Below are 18,023 nucleotides of genomic sequence, written 5' to 3' on the forward strand. Positions count from 1 at the left end.
GACACGCCGCCGGTTGAACGAAGGATCGTCCACGTTCGCCCCGAAAGCGGCCCTGGTCCACCGCGCCGTTCGTCCCCCGGAGGCAACCTGCGCTCCCAGAGCTGGCGAAGGCCACCAGCCTTCCAGCCCCACCGCCCTCCACCACGAACCCGGCCCAGCCGTCGCCGAACCCCACCAGCCCGACACCACGCAACGCCCCAGCCCACGTAAGTCCAAACCCACACTGAGCACATCGTCGCGCCGGATGCCGATGACCTTCATGCCGACCATCTGGCCGTTCCCGAAGGCGTGCGACAGCCGGTAGTGAAGGAAGACGGCCGGCGCGGAGACGCCGAACCGCTAGTCCGCCCACGGGATCTGGGCCCTCCGTACAGCCGGTGGCTCGGTGGCCTGGCGCAGGGAGACGCCGAACCGCTAGTCCGCCCACGGGATCTGGGGAGACCGGTGGTAGGTGACGTCCCACCGTTTCCAGAGGGCGGCGTGCGAGGCGAGGCGGGCGGCGAACCGGTCGAAGGACCGGGCCCGTTGCGGCGACCAGGCGACCTCGGCCACCGCGGGGAGCCGTGGAAAGGCGAGATACTCCACGTCGGCGATCGTCTCCACCGTCTCCGTCCACAACGGCGTCTCCACGCCCAGCACGTCCTGCTCGCCGACGCCCTGGACCACCGTGGCCGGATCCCACTCGTAGGCGTCGCGCACCTCGACGAACCCGGCCCAGTCGAGACCGATCCTGGTGTCCGCGTCGTACTTCATGTCGAGATAGACCCGGGAGGCCGGCGACATGACGAGCTTGCCGCCCTGCCGTACGGCCTGCTGGACCTCGTCCGGAGGGTCGTTGGTCTGCCAGAACTGGGTGATCGAGTCGGCGGCGAGCTTCGCCTTGCCGATCTCCTGCCAGCCGACCATGCGCTTGCCCGTCGCGCGGACCAGCTCCTGGGCGCGCTCGACGAACGCGGCGTACTCCTGCGCGCTCAGCGTCTGCACCTCGTCACCGCCGATGTGGAGGTACGGCCCCGGGGTCAGCCGGGCGACGGCCGCGACCACGTCGGAGACGAACCTGTCGGTGGCCGGCGAGCCCACGCACAGCGCGCTGAACCCGACCTTCATCCCGGTGTACGGCTCGCGCCTGCGGCCGTCGCAGTTGAGCTCGGCATAGGAGGCGAGGGCGGCGTTGGTGTGGCCCGGCAGGTCGATCTCGGGCACGATCTCGACGAACCTGTCACGGGCGTAGGCGACGATCTCCCGGTAGTCGTCCGCGTCGTAGAAGCCGCCGGGCCCGCCGCCGATCTCGGTCGAGCCGCCCACGGCGGTGAGGTCGGGCCATCCGTCGATCGCCAGCCGCCAGCCCTGGTCGTCGCTGAGGTGCAGGTGGAGCACGTTGAGCTTGTAGGCAGAGATCAGGTCGATGTAGCGCTTGACGTCGGCCACGGCGAAGAAGTGCCGCGCGACGTCCAGCATCGCGCCCCGCCACGCGAACCGCGGCCGGTCGGAGACACGGATCCCGTCGATCTGCCGCCCGGGTCCGGTGGGCAGCAGTTGCCTGAGGGTCTGCACCCCCCAGAAGAGCCCCGCCGGGGTGGCCGCGCTCAGCCGTACGCCATCGGGGTCGACGACCAGGTCATACCCCTCCGCGCCGGCCTGCGGCGCGTCCAGGCTCAGCCGCACCGCCCCCGCCGCCCCCAGCTCCGGCCGCCTCCCGGTCGCATCGAGTACGGCCCGCACCAGGTGACCGGCCACGGCGGCGGCCTCGGGCGGCGCGCTGATCACCATGGGCTCGTCGAGGGCGAACCCGGCGGGCAGGATCTCGACCTCCGAGGGCAGCGGAACCAGGTTCACCTCGTCAGCCACGCCGCCACCCACCGCACACGCCGCCAGCGCCACACCCACCAGGACACCGGCCGCCATCCGCGCCAACCACGATTCCCCCATTGGATCACCGACCCCATCACTCTCCGCGGCTTTATCGGAAAGCTTGTTAACCATTCTAGGACCAGCACCCACGAGACGACATACTCCGGACCCCGGACGACCCGGCCGTGGCAGTCGGCTGACCCCGCGTCACACCGCCCGCCCTGGCCGGTGACACGGTAGGGTCATGCCGTCACAGAGTGCGACGGCGTGACGCCGAGCGCCGAGAAGAGGCCCCCGCCTCGGCGATCCGGCGGGTTGTCAGCACTCGCCACGGGAAGGTTGCAGGTGTCTCGGGATCTGTGAGACGGCTACGACCAGGCGTGAAAGAGTGCAGATCATGCTTACGATCGAACAGCATGTGCGGTTGACCGGAGTCGGGTACGAGGGCTGCGACCTCGACGAGTTCATCCGGCGCCTTCGCCACGAAGACGTGGGACTGCTGGTCGACGTGCGGCTGAATCCGATCTCCCGCAAGCGGGGTTTCAGCAAGACCGCGCTGGGCGACGCGCTTGCCGATGCGGGGATCGCCTACGAGCACATGCGCGAACTCGGCAATCCCAAATCGAACAGAGCCGGGTTCGGCGGCAACCAGGTCGAACTGAGGACCGCCCGCGGTATCTACGCGGGGCTGCTCACGGCTGTCGGCGCGCGTGAATGCCTGGACCGGATCTCCGAGGCCGCTCGGCGGCAGAGGGTGTCGCTCATGTGCTTCGAAGCCGACGAGCACCGCTGTCATCGCGATCTCGTTCTGGAGGCCGTCCGCGAACGCCTCAGCTCCGCGGTACGGGTTTGAGCCGGCGAGGATAGAGCACGCCCAGAATGATGAAGCTCTGCGGATGGGCTTGCTGGTTGCCCACGTAGAAGACGGTGTCGCGGTCCGGTGCGCACATCTGGTCCCAGAATTTTTCGCGAATGGCCTGCTTCACCCCTTCGTCGTCACGGGCGCCCACGGTGCGCTGCAGGGCGGACAGCTCCCAGTCGTAGATCCCCTGACGGTGTGTATTGCAGCCGGAGGAGTGACATCGGTAGCGGTACCACGCCTTGAAGCGAGGGGCCTGGAGCACGGCGCGTGGCGCTGAGTCGAAGAGATCGAACTGTTGGACATACCTGTCAATCTTGTTCTGCTCGGCAGGCGTCCAACCGGGGTGAGACTCGATGTCAAGCGCAAGAATTCTTGCCGGCCGGACTGCCGCCAGCGACCGAGCCGAAGGACGGTTACGGACAGCGGTGATGAGGCCGCACATGGACTCCTCGATGTAATCGTCGAGAAAGGCCATTCGTTTCGGCCAGCCGTCGAGATGCTTTACCACGACGAAGCTGTCGGCTCGTGGCCTCCAGCTCTCCGCCCGTGGATCGTTCGCGCTGGGTTTGGCTTCCAGCGCAACGACGTCGTACTTCCTGAACTGACGGTCGCTGTCCAACTCGCGAAAGTTGATCGGGTAGAGCCTTATCCAGCCCGGTTGGTCCAAGTCGAGCCGCAGCGCGGCCACGCATACGGTCTCTCCGTAGGTCTCTGAGGGATTGGGGGCGGCCTTGACGGTGATCAACACCTTCATCCGCTGGAATCGGGTATCCGATGGCTTGGTGTGGATCGTTCCCAAATCTGGACCGAAGAGAGAAGGCTGCTCTGCCATGGAATCCTCCGCACTGACCGCCCCACCTATATCCAGAGATTAGCTTTACTGATTCGTCAACCGTCTTGAGCGAAGCAAGTTGACCACAACTGGACAATCAACCTGCCATCAGGCGCCGCCGAGATCGTTGCCGGTAGCGAGATGGCGTGTCTGCTGTATTTCGGGTTCGGGCATTGGAAGATGTGCTGGTGGACTACGTCGGGCATTTTCGCCGCGAGGTCGCCGGGTTCGAGGACGCGGTTCGTGTCGCGGCGGCCGCCGAGATCGCCCCCCAGGTGCCGTCTTGTCCCGGTTGGGTGATGACGGATCTGGTGCTGCATCTCGGGACCGTGCATCGGGCCGTGACCACCGTCATCGTCGAGCGGATGACCGGGCCGCCCGTGGCACCCGGGGCGTCATCGGACTTGCTGGAGATGCTCGTGAGGTGGCTGCCACCGGGGCAGGCGCCACCGGGTCAGACACCTCCGGCACTACCTCTGCCGCCTGACCTCATCGGCTGGTTCAGCGAGGGGGCGCGGCTACTGGAGCAGCAGTTCCGCGCTGTGCCGCCACAGGAACCGGTGTGGACCTGGTGGCACGACCACAGTGTCGGCTTCTGGCACCGCGTGCAGGCGATCGAGGCCGCCGTCCACCGCTGGGACGCCGAGAACGCCATCGGCATCCCCCGCCCGGTGCCGCCCGACCTGGCCTCCGACACCGTCTCGCAGACCTTCGAAGTCATGGCCCCGGCCCGCCGGGCGAGGGTCGACGCGCCTCCGGGCCGGGGCGAACGCTACAGGTTCCAGCGCTCCGACGGGCCCGGGGCCTGGACGCTACGGTTCGGCGCCGACGGGGTCGGCACTCTCGACCCGTCCGAGCCTGCCGACGTGACGGTCACCGCGACGGCCTCCGACCTGGCCCTCTTCCTGTGGCAACGGATCCCGGCCGACCGTCTGCACGTCGAAGGCGACCCGGCCCTGTTGACCCGCTACTTCGAACTGGTCCCGCCCATGTGAGCGAGGCCGTCACCGAGACGTCTCCCCGGTCGACCGCGCACGTCTCCCCGGCCGACCGTGCAGGTCGAAGGCGACTCCGCCCGCCGGGCCACCGCTTCGACGCTGATCCTTTGCCGGGGACGCACCCCGCGCGGGGGCAGAGCGGAGTTCGATGCTCTCCGCGGCACCCTTCCCAACGCCACCCTCGAATCCCTGGACGGCCTGCACCATTTCGGGGGCCGGAAAGGACGTCTGCCCCGGTCGCAGCCGAGCGGGCCCTGGCGTTCCTCCTCGAAGGCTGATTGCCCGTTCCGGGGTCGCGCCGACCCGAGCGGAGGGCCTAGTAGCGTGCGCCCAGTTTGTGCCAGGAGGTGTTTGACTGCCCGTAGTTGTTGAGCACGTAGTTGTCGGCGGGAAGGCCATGGCACAGCCATGACTGGGCCGGCGCCTTGAGATCGTAGGCTACTTCACATTTCCGCCAGGCCCCGTGCTGGAACAGAATCCAGCGGCCGTTGCCGGTGCCGTTCGCGTCGAAGTCGATCGCGATCGTCCCGCCGGGGAAGTTCGGGATCGACAGGCTGCATCCCAGGATTATCGGCGCCTTGCAGGTTTTCCGCGGATTGGCGAGTGCTCCGCTGCCGTCTGCCATCGCTGCCGAATTCATCGCCAGCAAGCCGACAGCCATTCCCAGAACAGCAAAGGTCCGATGTAGGGACATTTTCCCTCCAGTTCCGGCCACGTCAATGGCCGTTGGTCAGAGACGAGTTGTTCACCCGGCCGAGCACAGCCTGCCGGTGTACTTCGCGTACCAGACCGCGGGGTATCTCCCGAGCTTGGTCACGCCGGGTTTTACGCACATGTCGTAGTTGCCGTCGTCCCCGCCCCAGCCGAGCTCGACGTTGATGATGATGTCGGTCCGAGGTGGCGCGTCGCAGTGCCCGTAAAGGGCGTTGAGGCTGCCGTCCACATGGAAGCCGCATTTGAACTGCGCGGCGGGCCCCGGCTCGGCGGTTGCCGTGGCCGACGCGGGTAGTGCGGCCAATGCCACGGCAGCGGCTGAAAGGGCTGCGACCGCCGATCTCGCGGCGACGGATGTTCCGATTCGCATGATTCCTCCTGATGGAAGGAGAGGACGACCTCGGCCGAATGGCAGTCGATCCGACGGCGGCGCCGGACCTGCTTCATCCCGGCTCGCAGTCTCCGGTAATCGCACACCGGTCCCTCTCGGTGGAGCGGTCGGCGTCTGTCTATCGCATGCGCGCTTGTTCGCTGTCGGGGTGCGGCGGTGAACAAACAGATGACGAACAAGCATTCCCGATACAAAATGACTTGACCGGCCTACGGGGGTGGGGACGTTGTCACGTAGGGAACTGCCGCTGCCTCCCAGCGACGACCCGTTGACCAGATTCGCCGCGGACCTGCGCAAGCTGCGGCGGCGCGCGGGCGGCCCGACATATCGGGAGATGGCGAAACGCGCGCACTACGCGCTGGCGACCCTGTCCGGGGCTGCGAGCGGGCAGAAGTTGCCGAGCCTCGCGGTGACCCTGGCGTACGTGAAGGTGTGCGGCGGCGACACCGCGGGGTGGGAGAAGCGCTGGCACGCCGTCGCGGCCGAGCTGGCCGCCGACGACGACCCCGAGCCGGAGCCACGGGCGCCGTATGTCGGCCTGCCGGCGTTCCAGCGAGAGGACGCCGATCTGTTCTTCGGCCGGGAACGGCTCGTCGGCGAGTTGCTCGAACGGCTGAGGACCGACCGGCTCGTCGCCGTCTTCGGCGCGTCGGGTGCGGGCAAGTCGTCACTGCTGCGCGCCGGCCTGCTCGCCCGCTGGCCGCACCGGTCGGTGATTCTCACACCCGGCGCGCACCCGCTGGAGGAGTGCGGCGTTCAGCTCGCCCGCCTGACCGGCACGCCACCGGGGCGCGTCCGCGCCGAGCTGGCCGCCGACCCGCGCGCCCTGCACCTGTTCGCGCGCCAGGTGACCGTGGACTCGCCGGGCGACCTGCTGGTCGTGGTGGACCAGTTCGAGGAGGTCTTCACGCTGTGCCGCGACGACGCCGCGCGCACCCGGTTCATCGAGGCCCTGGTCACCGCGGCGCGGGAGCCGAACTCCCGGTGCCAGGTGGTGCTGGGCGTCCGCTCGGACTTCCACGCCCACTGCACCAGCCATCTGACGCTGCGCGACGAGCTGACCGACCGGCTCGTCGTCGGCCCGATGACCACCGACGAGCTGCGACGCGCCATCAGCGCACCCGCCTCACACGCCGGCTGCGCGGTCGAGCAGGCGCTGCTGGCCGACCTCGTGGCCCACGCGAACGGCCGGGTCGGCGTACTGCCGCTGCTGTCGCACGCGCTGCTGGAGACGTGGCGGCGAAGACGTGGCAACACCCTCACGTTGACCGGCTTCCAGGCGGCGGGCGGGATCGACGGCGCGCTCGCCCACACCGCCGAACGCGTCCACACCACCCTCGATCCGGCGCAGCAGCGGCTGGCCAGGGACCTGTTCCAACGGCTCACCGCGCTCGGCGAGGGCACCGAGGACACCAAGCGCCGCATCTCCAACGCCGAGTTGGACACCACCGACCCCGACACCGAGGTCGTGCTCGAACGCCTCGCCGCTGAGCGGCTGCTCACCGTGGATGGCGACACCGTCGAACTCACCCACGAGGCGCTGATCCGCTCCTGGCCGCGCCTGAACGGGTGGCTGACCGAGGACCGCGACGCGCTGCGCACCCACCGCCGGCTCACCGAGGCCGCGCAGTCGTGGCAGGAGCTGGAACGGGACGACAGCGCCCTCTACCGCGGCGTACGGCTGGCGATGGCACGCGAGGTGACCGGCAGGCTGAGCGCGCTGGAACGGGAGTTCGTGGCCGCGGGTGAGGCCGCCGAAGCCGCGGAGGAGGCCGCCGCCAGGCGCGGCACCCGGCGGCTGCGCCGACTGGTCGTGCTGCTGAGCGTGCTGCTGGTCCTGGCGGTCACCGCGAGCGCCCTCGCGGTGACCGCCCAGCGCCAGGCGATCCGGGAGCGCAACTCCGCCACCGCGCAGCGCGTCGCGGACCGGGCGGACGCGTTGCGCGTCACCGACTCCGCGCTCGCCGCGCAGCTCAGCCTGGCCGCGTACCGGCTGTCCGCCAACGAGGTGACCCGCAGCAGTCTGCTCAGCGCGTACGGCACGCCGCATGCCACGCGCCTGACCGGCCACGGCGACGAGGTGGTCGCCACGGCGCTCAGCGGGGACGGACGGCTGGTCGCCACCGCGAGCGCGGACGGCACGATCAAGCTGACGGACGCCGCCGACCCGCACCACACGCGGGAGCTGGCGACGGTGACCGCGAACGCGCGCTCGGCGGCGTTGAGCCCGGACGGCCGCACGCTGGCGGTCGGTGAGAACGGGGCGGTGCTGCGGTGGGACGTGGCCGACCCCGCCCACCCCGCCCGGCTGCCGAACCTCACCGGGCACACGGGCGCGGTCGACGCGGTCGCCTTCAGCCGGGACGGCCGCACGCTGGCCAGCGGGGGCGCGGACCGCACGGTCCGGCTCTGGGACCTCGGCGGCGGTGGGTCGACCACGCTCACCGGACACACCGGCGGTGTGAAGTCGGTGGCGTTCAGCGCGGACGGGCGCACCCTGGCGTCCGCGAGCGCCGACCGCACCGCCAGATTATGGGACCGCACGAGCCGGACCCCGATGGTCCTGAAGGGGCACACCGGCGCGGTGAACGCGGTGGTGTTCGGCGGGCCGGTGCTCGCCACCGCGGGCGAGGACCGTACTGTGCGGCTCTGGGATCTGGCGGGCAGGCCGTTGTCGGTGGCCGAGGGCCACACCGACGCCGTGCGCGCGCTGACGTTCATGGGCGATGCGCTCGTCTCGGGCAGCGCCGACGCGTCGGTGCGCGTGTGGGACGTCGGCGACCCGCACGACCTCCGCGAACTGGCCGCGCTCGCCGGGCACACGGGCGCGATCACCTCCGCCGCGTTCGCCGGGCGCACTCTGGCCACGGCCGGCTCGGACCACACGACGCGGCTGTGGGACCTGCCGGGCGACACGCTCACCGGCCATCGCAGCTCCATCTACGGGGTGGCGTTCAGCCCGGACGGCCGTTCGCTGGCGACGTCCGGCTACGACCGGGTCATCCGGCTGTGGAAGGTGAAGGATCGCACCTCAGAAGTCCTGAGCGGGCACACCGGCCCGGTCAACGCCGTCGCCTTCAGCGCCGACGGCGCCACGCTGGCCAGTGCGAGCGCGGACGGTACGGCGCGGCTGTGGAACCTCCGGGACCGCACCTCGGCCATCCTCGCCGAGCACGGTGACGCGGTGGAGTCCGTGGCATTCAGCGGCGGCACCCTGGCCACCGCGAGCTCCGACAGGACCGCCGCGCTGTGGGACGTGGCGACCCGCACCAGGCTGGCCACGCTGAGCGGGCACACCGGGCCGATCAACGACGTGGTGATGACCGGCCGCGTCGTCGCCACGGCGAGCGCCGACCACACCGTGCGGCTGTGGGACGTCGGCGGTCGGCCGCTCGGGGTCGCCGAGGGCCACACCGACGCGGTGAAGACGGTGGCGTTCAGCCCCGGCGGCCGCCTGCTGGCCAGCGCGGGTTCCGACCGCACCGTCGTGCTGTGGGACGTCTCCGACCCCGGCGAGCCGACCCGCGTCGCGGTGTTCAACGGCTACACGGACGCGGTGAAGGCGGTGGCGTTCAGCCCGGACGGGCGCACCCTGGCCACCGCGAGCGCGGACAAGACCGCCGTGCTGTGGGACGTGGCGAGCCGGAACAGGCTGGCGACGTTGAGCGGCCACGGCAAGCCGGTCGACGCCGTCGCCTACGCCCCGGACGGTCACACGATAGCCACGGCGGGCGAGGACTGGGTGGCCAAGCTGTGGGAGACCGACCCGGAGCGGATGGCCGCCCGGATCTGCCGGATCGCCGGCCCGCCGATCACCGAGGACGAGTGGACCCGGCACTTTCCCGGGATGCCCGCCGAATCGGTGTGCCCTGGGGGTTGAGCGGCGTCTCGGCGGTGCCTCGTCCATGGCCGCTGGGCCGCCCGATCTCGGTGCCCGGGCCCGTCGTCACCTGGACGATCGGTGAGCGAAGGGCATGGTTCAGTGGCGAAGCGGTGCGGCGGTGCGCCCCGCGCGCCGGCGGGGCGCCGGTCGGCGGACACCGGCCGCGTACGGCGGGCGGCGCCGGCTGGGCCCGCCGTACGAGATCTGTGCGGGTCAGGCGAAGACCTTGTCGACGACGCGGAGGGTGGCCTTGCCGTCGTCGCGGGGGGCGTAGGTCTGGCGGAAGGCGTCGTAGCGGTCGGCGTAGGCCGGGGTGAGGGTGTCGATGTCGCGGATGGCCCGGACGACCTCTGCCGTGGTGGTGAGCAGAGGGCCGGGGGCTTCCTCGTGGAGATCGAAGTAGAGGCCGCGCTTGGTGGTGTAGCGGTCGAGGTCGTAGGCGTAGAAGATCATGGGACGGCCGGTGGCGGCGAAGTCGAACATGACGGCGGAGTAGTCGGTGACCAGGATGTCGGCGACCAGCAAGAGATCGGCCATATCCGGATAAGTCGTGACGTCGTGGGCGAAGCCGTCGTCCGGAATGATCGGCGCGGCCTGCATCGCGTGCGCCCTGACCAGCAGCTCGTGATCCTTGCCCAGGGCCTTCCTGGCCTGGGCGATGTTGAGCTTCACCGTGCTGTTCTTACGGTCGTAGTCGCGGTAGGTCGGCGCGTAGAGGACCACCGTGGAACCGGCGGCGAGCCCGAGACGGCGGCGGACCTTCGCGGCCAGCACCTCGCGCTCCGGGTCGCACAGGACGTCGTTGCGCGGATAACCGACTTCGAGCACCTCGCCCTGGTATCCGAGGGCCCGGCGCAGCACCGGGGTGGACCAGGGGCTCTGGGAGAGCAGCAGGTCCCAGCCGCGGACCTCGGCCGCCTGCCGGTGCCAGGCCGGCGGCCGGGGATCGCGCACCATGTGGGCCTGGTCGCTGCCGATCCGCTTGAGCGGGGTGCCGTGCCACGCCTGCACCACCGTCTGGTCGTCTCTGGCGCGGAACCACGGGGGCAGGAAGGAGTTGCTCACCACGTAGCGGGAACGAGCGAGCGCCGCGTAGTGCTCACGGCTGCCCGCGCGGACCACGGTGGGCCGGACCTCCGAGTCGAAGCCCAGCTCTGCCGGGCTCGGCGGCACGAAGGCGCCGTCCTTGACCACCCAGATGTGCTCACCGCCGTCGCCCCTGCGCGCCCGCTCCTCATAGATCGCGCGGACGTTGCCTTCGTACTGCCTGCCCTCGTAGGCCACGTAGACGGTCGCGTCGCGCAGCGGCTTGGCGCGCTCGGCGGGATAGAAGGTGCGCTGCAACGCGTGCAGGCCGCCCGGCCCCTTCTCGTCGTCGGGCAGCGCCTCGCCGACCATCAGCACCGGAACGTCGAATCTGGTGGCGAGGAGTTGGTACTCCCTGCCGTCGAGGACGTGGACGCCCTCGTCGAGCGAGGCCAGCAGCGAGTGCTCGAACCGCACGGGCACGGTCTCGCCCGCCGGATGCCGCATCGACACGCTCCACAAGCCGCTCGCCAGCGGGACGCGCTCACCGAACCGGGCCATCGCGCCCGGCGCCAGCCGTACGGTGAAGCGGTCGGCCGACCGCTCCATGGGCAGCTGGTAGATCAGCCCGCTGCGGTGGCGGAGCGAGAGCACGCGAGCATGGTCGCCGGGCTCGGGATAGCTGCCCTCGAACGTGAGGGAGCCATCGTCCGCCCAGCTCACAGAAGTGATCACCGGCCGGATCCGGTGGGCGGAGATCACCACACGGTCGCGCCTGTCGGCGAGCACGGTGACCTCCCTGTCGTCCTCGCGGGAGCGGAGCTCGGCCAGCCGGCCGAGCATCACGGTCGCCGCGGGGTCGCCCTTGGGCTCGACCCAGAGCCTGCGGCCGTCCTTCTCCTGCAACAGGGCGGAACTGGCCAGACCGATGACGACCTCGGTGCCGCCCTCGACGATGGTGAAGTCGGCGGCCATCCGGTGCCCACCGAGGCGGGCGTGACCCTTGGCGACCCCTCTGCCGGGGAGGAAGACCGTGAGCTCGACCCGATCGCCCTCGTGGCGCACCCGCGTCAGCTCGGCCCGCGTGGGCTGGAGCACGACCTGGAGGGCGCGGTCGGAGGTCCACACCGGGCGGACCCACACCCGGGGACGGACCTCCAGCCCACCGGGACGCTCGGTCCTGCCCAGGACGGGACCGCGGAGCAGCCCCACCGCACGCGCGCCACGGCTCCAGATCACGATCTCGGCACGCCAGGTCGTGGTGTCCCTGACGGTGGGACGGCGGCGCAGCAGGCGCTTGCCGCCACGGACCAGGGCACGTACTCCCGCCCGCCAGGTCAGCGCCAGCGGGCCCAGTTCGGCGGTGAAGCCCGACCAGTCGTAGTTGCAACCGGCCTCGCGCGCGCCGTACGTCGCCTCGGGGCGGTGCATCCGCCGGGTGCGCAGCCGGATCGGCGGCAGCCAGCGGGGACCGCGCAGCACCACCGTCGCCTTGTTGAACCGGCGACCGCGGACCGACAGGCCCGCGAGGTAGGCGTGGCCGGTGATCCGCAGCCGGCCGCCGGTCCAGGTGATGTCGTCGATCTGGGTGACCGGCACCAGGTCGGCCTTGCGCAGGCGGAAGAGCTCCTCGGGCAGTTCGTCGCGAAAGGGCAGGTCGGCGTGCCAGCGCAGGCCCTTGCGAATGCGCTTGGACGGCTCGGCCGCCGCCACCACGAGCTTCTGGAGCATGTCGGTCTCGACCAGCTCGGTGAGCGCGCGGGACTCGACCAGGTGGTAGGCGATGCGCCTGGCCACCGGGAGGTCGCGCTTGACCCCGGCGTCGACCCCGGCCAGGTAGGGGATCAGCTGAGAGAGGATCTCCCTGCGACGGGCCGGACCTCGTTTGACCGCGGCGTCGAACCGCATGCCCAGCGGGCCGCCCAGCACCGCGGCGTCGAACCGCCGCTGGTCGGCCGGGGGCAGCCCCGCCGATCTGACGAGCTCCATGACCCGGTCGAGCGGCTCCCCCCGATCGCACAGGTCCTGGACCGCTCGCAGGCGGTCATCGAGAAGGTCGCCGCTCGGGCGCTCGGGGGTCGCGCCGGTGGCCATGGGGAGGGCACCGCCTTCCGGACGGGTCGCCATCACTGTCCCTGGCAATGGTAATGGGCCCCACAGGCACCGGTCGCGCACCGCCACCTGAAGATCTCCTGAGAGCCGCTAGCCGGGACCGCCGTCCCACCGGGCCGCGCGCATGTCGACGCGGGCACCGCGCAACGGGGTGCGCTCCCGTCGCCACTCGACGAGACTGCGCTCCTCGTGACCGGGAGCCGCGGTGCCGTCGGCATGGACGACCCGCCACCACGTCACGCCACCGCCCCACAGGGACATGACCCTGCCGACCTGGCGCGGCCCGCCCTCACCGAGGTACTCGGCGATGTCTCCGTACGACATCACCTTGCCACGCGGAATCGTCTCGACCACGTCGAGGACGCGTTCGGCGAACGGGGGCGGCTCAGCGGGTGTCATCGGCTCCATTGTGTCGGCCCGGTGGAGAGGATCTCCGCCACCTTGCCGAACTCGTAGCTCGATCCGCCGTTGACCTGCTCCACGATGCCGTCGCGGATCGCGTAGACCTCGCCGTCCTCACCGACCAGGCGCGCGCCGGCCAGCTCGCACAGCCGAGCGAGCTGGGCGACCTGCCAGTCGGAACCGGGCTGACCGGACAGCCGTCCCTGCCAGCTCGCCACCACGTGCGCCGTCTCCCCGTGGCGCGCGAGGACCTCGGCCGCCTCGTGCGAACCCCGCAACTCGAAACCCGCCTTCGCGAGCACCGTCGTGAGTTCGGCGTAGGCGAGCGGCGACTCACGCTCCACCCGCAACTCGTACCCCATGACGGGGGACCATAGCGAAAACTTGACCAACCCCGTGCTCGGAAAGTCGGCAACATGGTCACCGCATCCGAACTGTGTACATTCGGTATCCGAAACGCGTTCGAATCGTCTCCAGCACGTGATCAACGACCTCGCCGCTGTTCCGCGCGACGGGTGAGGATCATCACCGAACCCCCGAAGACCACCAGTCCGACCAGCACCGCGCCCGTATAGGCCCACATGCGCAGCGGATCGGGCCCCGGCGGGGTCGGCGGCGCCGGCACCGGGCCCTGCCCGAAGTGCCGGTCGCCGGGCACCGGGACCGTCCGGTCGTCGGAGGCGAGCCGTGCCGCCTTCGCCAGGGCCTCCCCCGCGTCGACCATTCCGAATCCCACCTTGTCGTCGTATCCAGCTGATTTGCTACGGGCCGTGGTGGTCAACGCCCTGGCCACCTGCGCGGGCGACAGCTCAGGATGCTCGGCCTTGATCAGGGCGGCCACCCCGGACACCAGGGCGGCGGCGGGGCTGCTCCCCGCGGCGATGCCGCGCCGGCCGCCGGGCAACGCCACCGGCACGTTCACCCCCGGCGCGGAGACGAGCACCGAGAGGTTGTCGCTGCTGAACGGCGCGGGCAGCGCCTCCTCGTCCACGGCGGCGACCCCGATCACCCCCGAGTAGCCGGCCGGGAAACTCCAGAAGGAGGTGCCCGACTTCCGGGTCACCGCGTCCTCCCCGTCGTTGCCCACGGCCGCGACCATGACGACTCCCCTGCGCAACGCGTAGGCGATGGCCTCGCGCTCGGCGGGATGGGCCCCGTAGGCGCCGAGCGACATGCTGATGACGTCGGCCCCGTGGTTGGCCGCGTATCTGACCGCGCGGGACAGCGGATTGTTCCTGCCCGTCCCGCGATCCTCGTCGCGCTCGCTGCGCTGGCCCTCGATCGGTTCGTCGGCGAGCAGCGGCAGCGACAGCACGCGCGCCTCCGGCGCCACTCCCCGGATCCCGCCGTCGGCGCCCGACCCGGCGATCAGCGAGGCCATCGCCGTACCGTGCTTGCCGGGCTCGTCCGGCGCGCCCTGCTCGCCCTGCGTCTCGACCGCCGGGGTGCGCATGTCGGGGCCCTGGACGACCCGGCCGCGCAGTTCGGGAACCTCGTCGTCGATGCCGCTGTCGATGACGGCGACGGTGACCCCGTTCCCCTTGGTCGTCCGCCACGCCTGCTCCACGTTGAGCGCCTGGAGCACCCACCGTCCGTCCGGGAGGGGCTCGGCGGCGGCGGGCGCGACGACGGCCGCCAGCATCGCCATGACCAGGACGACGAGCGCGCCCCACCGTGCCCGGGGCCTCAGCACACGTTCCCCTGGGTGCAGCGCGGCACGGTCGGCGGCTCGCCGAGCGACCGCGCGATCCGGCCCGCCACCGACTGGGCGGTCGGCCACAACTCGCTGTGCAGGATCTCCTGCGACGCCACGGCCTCCCGGGTACGGCCGTCGGCGTAGCCGGCGGTGGAGAAGACGACGTACGGCCCGGCGCCGACCCAGCCGTTCCGCTGGCGCTGCGCCGCGCCGAACAACTCGGTCGCCGTGCCGGGGAAGGCGACGGGACGCACACCGACCCGATCGTCCACGGGCAGCTTGGCGGTGGCCCTCAACCGCTCCTCCTCGTCAGGGAACACGGCGACGCCCACCGTGATCACGAAGGTGGACGTCTGGTCGACGTAGGTGGCCCGCAGCAGGGTGCGGCAGCGGTGTTCCGCCAAGACGCCGGCGACCGGCGAGTCGACACCCGCGCCGCAGCCCGCCTCCGGGGCGATCCCGACGCGCCGGGCGTACTGCTGGATCCGGCCGAGCCCGGTGTACTCCAGTTCCTCGGGGAAGACGACGGCGGCCGGCCAGGCGTGCCAGCGTCGCGCGATGTCCTGCTGGGCGTAGTCGACGCGCTCGGCGACGGTGAGCGGGCGCGACCGGGTCTCGCGGAGCAGCCCCACCGTGCCGATGAGCACGTTCGTCGCGGCGACCGCCAGTACGGTGCCCACCAGCAGAAGGAAAAACGACCGGTAGCGAATGCCGCGCGCCAGTTCGGCCCGGTCGGCGGCGGCGCGCAGTTCGGCCGGGCGCACCCGTCCGCCGGTCGGCCACGACCGCACCCGCGCCCCTGATCGGCCCGCGCCGGGCAGACCTCGCGTCCCTGGTCCGCCGGCGTCCGGCAGGCCCCGGGTCGTGCCCGCTCTGGGCAGGCCCTCGGTCGTGGGCACCCGGCCGGGACGGGACGGACCCCGGTCTTTCGTACGTCTGCCGCCCGGCCACGCCTCGCCCGCTGAGCCGCCCCCGGCACCGCCGCCTCGCCGGGACGACCCGGCACCGCGCCGGAACGGCGGCTCGGCGACCCGCCGGGACGGTTCGCCCACGCGCCTGGACGGCGGCGAGCCCTCGGCAGGGGCCGGCGGCGAGCCCTCGCCCGCCGGGCCCGCCTGTGGCGCCGGAAGCATCTCCGGGCGCCCGTCGGGCTCCTCGAAGCGCCCAGGCTGCGACATACCCTCGATGCTACGTCGCGCGGGTTGGCCGTTGACCCGGTGGATCCCCGTTTCCGTCAGGTTCGGTCAAGATCCGTGCCCACGCGGCGGGTCCGGCCGACCATGACGGCGATCACGCCCACGCAGGTCAGCGCGCCGAGACCGGCCACCACGGCGATCCCGCCGTAGATCGTGATGGTCCGTTGATCGCGGTCGACCACCTGGAGCGGCGGCATCGGCCGTCCCGCGAAGGTCTGGGCCGGGTCGAGCGCCCCCTTGCCCTTGACGCTGAGGGTGTGCCGAGAGACCCGGGCGGCCTCGGCGAGCGCGCCCGCGGCGTTGACGATGCCGAACCCCATCCCGGTGTCGTAGCCGCCGGTGGGCTTCCGGCTGGCGCCCGCGGTCAGCGCCTGCACGACCAACGGCGGTGACATTTTCGGATATTTCGCTTTTATCAGTGCGGCAACCCCGGACACCAGCGCGCTCGCCTGCGATGTGCCCCGCCCCACCCAGTACTCGTCTCCCGGACCCGCCCCCAGGATGTCCACGCCGGGCGCCGCTACCAGCACCGAGGGGTTGAAGTTGGAGAACGTCGCCCGCCGCAACCCCCTGTCGGCCGCGCCCACGGAGACCACCCCGGGGAAGGCCGCCGGGTAGGAGTACGGCGCGAACCCGTCGGGGCCCGGTTCCGCCGCCCCCTCGTTCCCGGCGGCGGCGACCAGCACCACACCCTTGGAGATCGCGTAACGGACCGCGGCCCGCTCCTCCCGGGTGGCCAGTTCCTTGGAGATGGACATGTTGATGACGTCGGCCCCGTGGTCGACCGCGTAACGGATGCCGCGCGCCACCACGTTGTCGTACCGCTCGGCGGAGTTGAACTCGCGGAACCCCGGCTCCTCGTCCTCAAGGATCACCCGGACGGAGATGATCCGCGCCTTGGGCGCCACCCCGATGATCCCGTCGCCGCCGTCGATCCCATGCCCGTGCCCGGCGATGAGCGAGGCCATGTAGGTGCCGTGCAGTCGCCGTGGCAGCACTCCCGGCGGATTGGCCCCCTCGGTGAAGTCCTTGCCCACGGTGACGGACCCGACCAGGTCGCGGTGCCGCGGATCCACCCCGGAGTCGAGGACGGCCACGGTGACGCCCTCCCCCTTGCTGATCGTCCACGCCTTGGCGAGCCGCAGCGTGCGCAGCACGGGCTCCTGGTTGCCCCGCACCTCGTCGGCGACGGCGGGCGCGGCCGACGAGAGGGCTCCCACGGTCGGAACCGCGGCCAGGACGACGGCCAGGGCCCGGAGCGCGGACCTCAGCACTGCCACTCCGCCCCGGCGCAGTCCGGCTCGGCCGGGGTGGTCATGTCGGCGAGGATCTTCTCCTGCATGTCGGTGACGAAGGCGAACATCGCGGGCCGCTGTACACCGACCGCCCGCGCGGGCCGCCCGTCCACCTGTCCCGCCGTGGTCACCACGAGGTACGGCCCGGCCTGCCGTACCGAACCGATCTGCCTGCCCTCGGCGGTGAAGCGGTCGGTCACCGTGCCGGGGAAGGCCAGCGCGCGAAGGCCGGGAGAGGGGCGCTCGCCCTTGGGGAAGGCCGCCTTGGCCGCCAGCGCGCGCCGCTCGTCGGGGAAGGCGGCGACGCCGACGGTGACGACCACGCCCTGGAGCGCGTCGAGGTAGGTGGCCCGCAGGATCGCCCGGCACTGTGCGGCGCGAAGGTCGTCTCTGAGTTTGGCGTCCACCGCGACCCCGCACCGCGGATCGGCGGAGATGCCCACCCGTCTGGCCTTCTCCTCACCGCCCTGCTCGGCGGCGTAGGCCAGCGTCTCGGGGAAGATGCGGCCCGCGGGCCATGTCTGCCAGCGGCGGGCCATCTCCTGCCCGGTGGCCCGGTCGATCTCGTCGGCGCTCGGACCACGGGTCAGCTCGGCGCCCGCCGCGCTCGCCGACACTCCGGCGACGAGCGCGCAGACCAAGGTGAGCGCGGATGCGACGATCAGCACCGGCCAGGCGTGCACACGCCGGCCGGCGCCTTCGCCGGGATTGCTGTCGCTCACCCCGCCGACCTTAATGCGGACGGCGGCGGGCCATCGGCCGTTC

At 71.4% G+C, this 18,023-nt stretch carries 14 protein-coding genes; 3 read left to right on the forward strand and 11 right to left on the reverse strand.

Translation table 11 applies throughout. The annotated features are described in order from the left end of the window. Window positions 1-414 precede the first annotated feature (414 nt). Complete coding sequence (locus tag MBA17_RS25540; protein WP_238499109.1) at window positions 415-1,848, reverse strand: beta-N-acetylhexosaminidase; 1,434 nt, start codon at window positions 1,846-1,848, stop codon at window positions 415-417. 400 nt (window positions 1,849-2,248) lie between these two features. Between MBA17_RS25540 and MBA17_RS25545 the strand changes: the two genes are divergently transcribed. Continuing rightward, on the forward strand, window positions 2,249-2,704 hold the full coding sequence (locus MBA17_RS25545; protein WP_238499110.1) for a DUF488 domain-containing protein: 456 nt from the start codon (window positions 2,249-2,251) through the stop codon (window positions 2,702-2,704). Here MBA17_RS25545 and MBA17_RS25550 read toward each other — a convergent pair. Next, window positions 2,682-3,545: a hypothetical protein gene (locus MBA17_RS25550; protein ID WP_238499111.1), complete on the reverse strand. Its 864-nt coding sequence runs from the start codon at window positions 3,543-3,545 to the stop codon at window positions 2,682-2,684. The genes MBA17_RS25545 and MBA17_RS25550 overlap by 23 nt on opposite strands. A 182-nt stretch (window positions 3,546-3,727) precedes the next feature. Here MBA17_RS25550 and MBA17_RS25555 point away from each other — a divergent pair, with 182 nt between their 5' ends. Then, a complete protein-coding gene (locus tag MBA17_RS25555; protein WP_238499393.1) occupies window positions 3,728-4,540 on the forward strand; it encodes a maleylpyruvate isomerase family mycothiol-dependent enzyme in 813 nt (270 codons plus the stop codon). Window positions 4,541-4,859: 319 nt separating this feature from the next. Here MBA17_RS25555 and MBA17_RS25560 read toward each other — a convergent pair whose 3' ends face one another. Both MBA17_RS25560 and MBA17_RS25565 read right to left on the reverse strand, forming a co-directional pair. After that, window positions 4,860-5,204, reverse strand: a complete 345-nt coding sequence (locus tag MBA17_RS25560) for a hypothetical protein (RefSeq protein WP_238499112.1) — start codon at window positions 5,202-5,204, stop codon at window positions 4,860-4,862. 84 nt (window positions 5,205-5,288) lie between these two features. Next, on the reverse strand, window positions 5,289-5,627 hold the full coding sequence (locus MBA17_RS25565) for a DUF6355 family natural product biosynthesis protein (protein WP_238499113.1): 339 nt from the start codon (window positions 5,625-5,627) through the stop codon (window positions 5,289-5,291). 247 nt (window positions 5,628-5,874) lie between these two features. Between MBA17_RS25565 and MBA17_RS25570 the strand changes: the two genes are divergently transcribed. Then, window positions 5,875-9,528 (forward strand): nSTAND1 domain-containing NTPase, encoded by a 3,654-nt coding sequence (locus MBA17_RS25570; RefSeq protein WP_238499114.1) that lies wholly within the window; start codon window positions 5,875-5,877, stop codon window positions 9,526-9,528. A 216-nt stretch (window positions 9,529-9,744) separates the two neighbouring features. Here the strand turns inward: MBA17_RS25570 and MBA17_RS25575 are convergent, their stop codons facing one another. From MBA17_RS25575 to MBA17_RS25605, 7 genes are all read right to left on the reverse strand, one after another. Further along, entirely contained in the window at window positions 9,745-12,684 is a 2,940-nt protein-coding gene (locus tag MBA17_RS25575; protein ID WP_238499115.1) for a CDP-glycerol glycerophosphotransferase family protein, read from the reverse strand. Window positions 12,685-12,759: 75 nt separating this feature from the next. After that, a complete protein-coding gene (locus tag MBA17_RS25580) occupies window positions 12,760-13,068 on the reverse strand; it encodes an MGMT family protein (protein ID WP_455432846.1) in 309 nt (102 codons plus the stop codon). Beyond that, complete coding sequence (locus MBA17_RS25585; RefSeq protein ID WP_238499117.1) at window positions 13,065-13,433, reverse strand: hypothetical protein; 369 nt, start codon at window positions 13,431-13,433, stop codon at window positions 13,065-13,067. Before MBA17_RS25585 ends, MBA17_RS25580 begins: the two co-directional genes overlap by 4 nt. Window positions 13,434-13,555: 122 nt before the next feature. Next, entirely contained in the window at window positions 13,556-14,764 is a 1,209-nt protein-coding gene (locus MBA17_RS25590) for a S8 family peptidase (protein WP_238499118.1), read from the reverse strand. Next, window positions 14,758-15,945, reverse strand: a complete 1,188-nt coding sequence (locus tag MBA17_RS25595; protein WP_238499119.1) for a YML083C domain-containing protein — start codon at window positions 15,943-15,945, stop codon at window positions 14,758-14,760. The genes MBA17_RS25590 and MBA17_RS25595 overlap by 7 nt, the downstream gene beginning before the upstream one ends. Window positions 15,946-16,001: 56 nt before the next feature. After that, the gene (locus MBA17_RS25600; RefSeq protein ID WP_238499120.1) at window positions 16,002-17,237 is read right to left on the reverse strand and encodes a S8 family serine peptidase; all 1,236 of its coding nucleotides are present in this window, start codon (window positions 17,235-17,237) and stop codon (window positions 16,002-16,004) included. Continuing rightward, window positions 17,231-17,980, reverse strand: coding sequence for a hypothetical protein (locus MBA17_RS25605; protein ID WP_238499121.1), 750 nt, complete (start codon window positions 17,978-17,980; stop codon window positions 17,231-17,233). The genes MBA17_RS25600 and MBA17_RS25605 overlap by 7 nt, the downstream gene beginning before the upstream one ends. Window positions 17,981-18,023 lie beyond the last annotated feature (43 nt).

Origin of the sequence: Dolomitihabitans soli (assembly GCF_022213955.1) — a bacterium.
Lineage (GTDB): Bacteria > Actinomycetota > Actinomycetes > Streptosporangiales > Streptosporangiaceae > Streptosporangium_A > Streptosporangium_A soli.

Coding starts and splice junctions, on each gene's coding strand:
- MBA17_RS25595 (WP_238499119.1), bottom strand. CDS start 15,945: ATGTCGCAGCCTGGGCGCTTCGAGGAGCCCGACGGGCGCCCGGAGATG.
- MBA17_RS25560 (WP_238499112.1), bottom strand. CDS start 5,204: ATGGCTGTCGGCTTGCTGGCGATGAATTCGGCAGCGATGGCAGACGGC.
- MBA17_RS25585 (WP_238499117.1), bottom strand. CDS start 13,433: ATGGGGTACGAGTTGCGGGTGGAGCGTGAGTCGCCGCTCGCCTACGCC.
- MBA17_RS25545 (WP_238499110.1), top strand. CDS start 2,249: ATGCTTACGATCGAACAGCATGTGCGGTTGACCGGAGTCGGGTACGAG.
- MBA17_RS25580 (WP_455432846.1), bottom strand. CDS start 13,068: ATGACACCCGCTGAGCCGCCCCCGTTCGCCGAACGCGTCCTCGACGTG.
- MBA17_RS25565 (WP_238499113.1), bottom strand. CDS start 5,627: ATGCGAATCGGAACATCCGTCGCCGCGAGATCGGCGGTCGCAGCCCTT.
- MBA17_RS25575 (WP_238499115.1), bottom strand. CDS start 12,684: ATGGCGACCCGTCCGGAAGGCGGTGCCCTCCCCATGGCCACCGGCGCG.
- MBA17_RS25550 (WP_238499111.1), bottom strand. CDS start 3,545: ATGGCAGAGCAGCCTTCTCTCTTCGGTCCAGATTTGGGAACGATCCAC.